This window comes from Pontibacter sp. BAB1700 (genome assembly GCF_000277005.1).
Classification (GTDB): Bacteria; Bacteroidota; Bacteroidia; order Cytophagales; family Hymenobacteraceae; genus Pontibacter; species Pontibacter lucknowensis.
Genome location: NZ_AKIS01000149.1, coordinates 1 through 6,003, shown reverse-complemented (window position 1 = coordinate 6,003; position 6,003 = coordinate 1). Strand labels below are relative to the sequence as shown.

The following is a 6,003-nucleotide window of genomic DNA, read 5'->3' as shown; positions in this document are numbered from 1 at the left end:
TATTACATTATTCGATTCTAATAAAAAGTTAAGCATAATAACAATCTATTCTACCATATGAAAACACTGTTACAGCTCTTAATATGCATGCTCCTAAGCATAGGTATGATTGCCTGCAAATCAGAGGAGGAAAACAGCATTGCCTATACTTTTACAGAAAAGCACATCTCTATCAGCGGCAACTACCTAAGCTATTACCCACTTGATTGCGCTATTTATAATGAAGACGGCAAGGAGATGTTTGCTGGCTTTAATCACTTAGATCACTCCATCGACTTCATCAGCCTTGATGGGAAGGGGCAAAACAGCAGCATAGCACTCGCAAAAGATGGCCCAGACAAGGTATCGAATATGGGGCCGTTTGCCATGGTGTCAGATTCCATCATTATTAATGGCAATTATTTTATGTATGTGGTTGATAAGCAAGGGCACCGCCTGCAACACTACAATGCCCTGAGCCGCCACAGCCAAGTCAGCTTCTCTGGCCTCGATTTAGATAAGTACAGAATAAACTTACCTGATGGCATTGTTACGCAATATGGCAAAGGCAATGACCTAATATTAGCCAAGGGGGGCAATTCACTTATAGTGCCCATGTATAGAGGCGGCAAACGCACCCAGGCTGAGTTTTATGATGACAATGCTTTTGCCTTAGTTAACTTACCTCGTAGAAACATAGAACCTATACCTGTTAAGTTTCCCGAAGAGTATAGAACGGAATTTTATGGCGAATTGGACAAGCCAGGCTACACGCTTGTAGGTCACAAACTTGTTTACAATTATCCTATCTCTTCTGCCATCTATACTTATGATTTAGAAACTGGAGAGCAGCAAAATTACCACGCTGACAGCCGTTTCGTTCCTAACCAAACCTCTCCTACCACGCTGGCCGATTACGAAGATATCAGAAGGCAGACAAAACACACCTTTCACAGCAGCCAGTTCTTCCGCATTACTTATGACCCTTATCGCAAGCACTACTACCGTATGCAAAAGGGTCAAACAGAAGGCGAGGGCTTGCAGAACGTTAGAAACAATAGGTACTTTACTGTGATGGACGAGAATTTTAAGATTCTAGCTGAGATACCAATCGAGGACAGCAACTACGATTCAAACTATCTTATTGGACGTGAGGGTGTCTACTTCCGACTTATAGATAATGGTGTGGGCCAAAACCAGCTATCATTCGCCATACTGAAGTTTGAGTAGGAGTAGTACTCAATGTATTAGATCTGCTGTCAAACCTACATAATTACTGTTAAGACATTCCAAATTCCCAAATCTCGCAGCTGCTGAAGCCTTGATCAGCGTTATGCGAATGTTCCATTGCAGAAACTACCAGCTTTATGAAGATGTTGCTAACGAGAAGAAGCCTTATAGCCTGGAGCGGATTGTTATTTTGTGCAGCCTGTACGTCTGCACCTGCGTCCGATCAAACTGCCGCATTACCTGACACTGCTTCTACTGCGGCGGAGGCCACAGCAGCACCGACTGAAGTACAGGTGCTGACGGCAACGCTAAAAACTTTTGAGTACCACCTGCAAGCCAATGGTAAAATTGAGCCACTGCACCAGAGTGTGCTTCAATTCAGGCAAGGAGGATACCTACAGCAGCTGCACGTCAAGAATGGTCAATATGTAAGGCAGGGTCAGCTTATTGCATCTCTAGAGAAAGATGCGCTGCAACTGGTGCTGAAAAAAGCACAGTCTTCAACGGCCCTGAAGCAGGAAGCCTATAATGCCCTGCTAGTGGACTACGGCGGCAGCTTCGGCCAGCCCGAATCGATAGACCAGGGCCAGAGCGAGCGACTTATTATACGCAGTGGTTTGCGCGAGGCACAGCTACAGCAACAAGAAGCAGCCCTAGCGCTGGCACACACCGAGTTGAGGGCACCATTTTCAGGCAGAATAGCAGACTTGAACATAAAGGCAAGCAACATAGTAAGTGCAACAGATCCCATTTGCATGCTCTACTCAGCCAATCAACTGCTGCTCACAGCTGAGGTGCTCGAAAGTGAAGCGTTACGGCTACAGCTAAATCAAAAAGCCCATATTCATACACTTGCCAACGGCGGCAAACAATACATAGCCTCTGTACATGAAATTAACCCAAGTGTAAGTGCCGAGGGTATGGTGCAGGTGAAGCTTTTGGTACAGCAACCTCAGGGCTTGCTTCCTGGCATGAACACAGTGGCATCCATTCGTGTACCTGTACAAAAAGCCATAGTGGTACCAAAAGATGCTGTCGTCTTACGCAGTGGTAAAAAGGTAGTATTTGTTGCGCATGAAGGGATGGCTGTCTGGCGTTATGTTACCACTGGTCTCGAAAACGAGCAGGAAGTAGAGGTGCTGGAAGGCTTAAAAACAGGGGACCAGGTAATTGTCGCAAACAACCTGCAACTGGAACATGACACACCTGTGCAAGTAAAGCAGCAATTGACTGTTACTCCCCTCTAATACCGCTAGCATATGCTTCGCTTTCTCTTACAACGCCCTGTCGCGGTACTTATGACCCTGCTGGCACTCCTGGTGTTTAGCGTGCTGGCGCTCTGGAAACTACCACTCTCACTCTTACCAGAGGCAGAAGTGCCGCAGCTCGTCATAAAAACGAACCTGCCTAATGCCGCCCCAGCAGAGATGGAGCAAAATGTGCTGCGCCCCATACGCAGCGCGATGCTTACACTCGCCAACTTAAAGGAAATCGAGAGCACTGCCGAAACGCAGGCTGGCACCATAAAACTATACTTTGCACACGGTGCTTCCATGCAGCTGGCATATCTGGAGGCCAACGAGAAGCTGGACCGCCTGATGAGTGCACTGCCCCGCCAAATGGAGCGGCCCCAGATCATAAAGCTAAACGTAGCGGACATACCTGTCGCCCGAATCCAAGTAGTACCCAGACAAAAGCAGTCCCTGGCAGAGGTATCGGAGTTGGCGGAGAAAGTACTGCGTAAGCGCCTGGAGCAACTGGAAGGGGTATCACTAGTAGATTTGAACGGCACGCGGCAACGGGCTCTGGTGCTGGAACCTGATTACAAAGCGCTCCGTGCTTATGGTTTAACTATCGCCAGCATCACGGCAGCAATTCAGGCTAATAATCAGGAGTTAGGCGCGCTGTCGGTTAAAGACGGGCATTACCACTATTACCTTAAGCTCAATGCAAAATTAAAATCACCAGCTGACATAGCACAGCTATCCGTACTTACACCAGCAGGGCATATTATTCCCATCTCCAGACTGGCCAAGGTACAGGAAGGTGAAGTACAACCAACAGGTTATCATATCTTTAATAATCAGGAGGCAGTGGTGATAGCCGTGCACAAGCAGACGCAGGCCCAGATGACAAAGATGATGCCCGCCCTGTATGCTATTGCAGATGAATTTCGTCAGGATTACCCCCAACTAGACTTTGAGGTAACACAAGACCAATCGCTGTTGCTGCAGGAGAGTATAGGCAACCTGCAAGGGAGCTTGCTGTGGGGCGGTTTTTTTGCGTTCATTGTGCTTTTCTGCTTCTCTGGCAATGTAAGGGTTCCTTTGCTGGTAGGCCTGAGCCTGCCAATATCGCTCCTGCTCAGTTTTCTGGTATTTCAACTATTTGGCATTTCTGTCAATATCATCTCGCTAAGTGGTCTTGCCCTCGGCCTGGGTATGCTGATTGATAATGCAATCATTGTAACCAACCGCATCGGGCAGAAAAGAGCAGCTGGCATTCCGCTACTAGATAGCTGTGTAGAAGGCACACGCGAGATGATGGCCCCGCTCACCAGCTCTGTACTGACCACACTGGCTGTTTTTGTACCACTTGTGTTTCTGAATGGCCTTTCTGGTGCACTGTTTTTTGATCAGGCTGTGGCGGTGGCCGCCATATTGGCAACTTCTCTGGCAGTGTCTTTTCTGCTGCTCCCTTTGCTGTATCGCCTGCTATTTAAGAACCTCACCACTATACCTGCCGAAGACAGTCGCCTATACCTGCACATACTATCCCTGTACAGGCGCCTGCACCATCAGGCAATGCGTCGCCACAAGCTGAACTTGTTCCTGCTGCTTTTACTGCTCCCGCTATCTCTTCTGCTCTACAGACTTATTCCGCTGCAGGGCCTGCCATACCTGGACAAACATGACGCAGTTATAAACCTTAATTGGAATGAGCAGCTGGAGGTGCAAGAAAACAAAAACCGTACAACAGCGCTGTTAGAATCGCTGAATGCTATTGCCTTGCAAAGTGAGGGCGAGATAGGCTCCAAACAGTTTTTGCTGCAAGAGAGCAATAACACGACACAGGAAGCCCAACTCTATGTCCTGTTTAAGGATGCCGTGCAAAAGCAGCAGGGCCTTGCGCTTCTGCAGCAAAAAATTAAGGAACGTTACCCATTAGCCGTTGTTCAGGCTACCGATGCACCTAATGCATTCGATCGAATTTTTAATGACGAGCGGCCACTATCCGAGTTAAGATGGAGGGGCACAAGCGGCAGCCAACCCATACCTGCTAGAAGCTTACAGGCAGTTACAAATAAGGCCAGTCTGTTATCACAACAGAATAACCTGGGAGCGCAACCTGGCAAGGGCACCCTGCAGGAGACAGTTTATAACGTCAGTATAAGACAAGACAGGCTCGCCGCTTACAACATCAACTATAACGAAGTAATAGGTCAACTCCGCTCCCTTTTTGGCAATGTCACAGTAACCGATCTTAAAGATTTCAGCACAATTATACCTGTAAAGCTGCAGGAAAGCGAACAGGCACTGGCTAAGAGACTCGCAACCGCTTTTGCTTCCAGTGCAAATGGCAAGGAATACTCGCTGGACCAACTAGTGGAATTGCAATACAGCACTAGCTACCAGAGCATAACAGCCGACAAGTACGGCATCTATCACAGTTTGCTTTTACCAGATGCCGTGCCTGCTGCCCCTATAGTTAGCACCATAAAGGAAGATGCGCTTCAGCAGGGCCTGCAGGTAAATGTAGCTGGTAAATTTTTAGAAGATCAGGAAAACCTGCAGCAGCTGCTTTATGTGCTTTTACTGTCGGTGGTACTGCTATACTTTATACTAAGTGCTCAGTTTGAGTCGCTGCTGCAACCTATTATTGTGCTGCTCACGCTGCCACTAGGTATAGCTGGAAGTCTACTTCTTCTATACCTGGCAGGTCAGTCACTTAACATCATGTCAGCGATCGGCATGGTGGTGATGCTGGGCGTAATGGTGAATGATGCCATTCTGAAAATTGACAATATCAACCGCCTCTGCAAACAAATGCCACTAAAGTCAGCTGTAGCCAAAGCGGGAGAAGAATCTTTAAAGCCAATCCTGATGACTTCCATTACCACCATTTTAGCCCTGTTACCGATCCTCTTCGCCTCAGGGCTTGGTGCAGACTTGCAGCGGCCCTTGGTGCTATCGGTTATTGGTGGCTTAACGGTAGGCACCGCTTCCGCTACATTCTTTGTTCCGCTCCTATATACCGCTCTTTATAGCAAGAAGAAAAGCATACAACAACCTGTAGCCGCCTAAAAACAAAAAGCCCTCTCCTTTTCAGAAGAGGGCTTTCCTATATTACCTCAAGCACTACACACTCAGGTATAGATTACGCTCCGAGTATACTTTCACAAAGTAATCATCCTGCAAGTCATCGATGAAGTAAATCGCTTCACCCGTAGACTTCATCTCAGGGCCGAGCTCCTTGTTCACTTCTGGGAACTTGCTGTGCGAGAACACGGGCACTTTGATGGCATAGCCCTCTTTGTGCGGGTTGAACGTGAAGTCTTTCACTTTCTTCTCGCCCAACATAATTTTCGTGGCGAAGTTGATGTACGGCTCACGATAGGCTTTCGCGATGAACGGAATAGTACGCGACGCACGTGGGTTCGCCTCAATCACGTATACCACTTCGTTCTTTACCGCAAACTGAATATTGATGATACCCACCGTGTTCAGGGCCAAAGCGATGCGCTTGGTATAGTCCTCAATCTGGCGGATGACGTTCTTGCTCAGGTCGAAAGGA

3 protein-coding genes and 1 pseudogene are annotated in these 6,003 nt (G+C 47.7%); 3 read left to right on the top strand and 1 reads right to left on the bottom strand.

Going from position 1 to position 6,003, the window contains the following annotated elements:
* Window positions 1-105: 105 nt before the first annotated feature.
* The 3 genes from O71_RS16525 (at window position 106) to O71_RS16515 (ending at window position 5,513) form a co-directional block, all read left to right on the top strand.
* Window positions 106-1,209, top strand: a complete 1,104-nt coding sequence (locus tag O71_RS16525) for a DUF4221 family protein (RefSeq protein WP_192811699.1) — start codon at window positions 106-108, stop codon at window positions 1,207-1,209.
* Window positions 1,210-1,346: 137 nt separating this feature from the next.
* Window positions 1,347-2,456 carry an efflux RND transporter periplasmic adaptor subunit gene (locus tag O71_RS16520; protein ID WP_081490527.1) on the top strand — a complete coding sequence of 370 codons (1,110 nt, stop codon included), beginning with the start codon at window positions 1,347-1,349 and terminating at the stop codon, window positions 2,454-2,456.
* Window positions 2,457-2,468: 12 nt separating this feature from the next.
* Window positions 2,469-5,513, top strand: coding sequence for an efflux RND transporter permease subunit (locus tag O71_RS16515; RefSeq protein ID WP_040574504.1), 3,045 nt, complete (start codon window positions 2,469-2,471; stop codon window positions 5,511-5,513).
* A gap of 54 nt (window positions 5,514-5,567) precedes the next feature.
* Here the strand turns inward: O71_RS16515 and O71_RS16510 are convergent.
* A pseudogene (locus O71_RS16510) lies at window positions 5,568-6,003 on the bottom strand (carbamoyl-phosphate synthase large subunit); the annotation flags it as partial.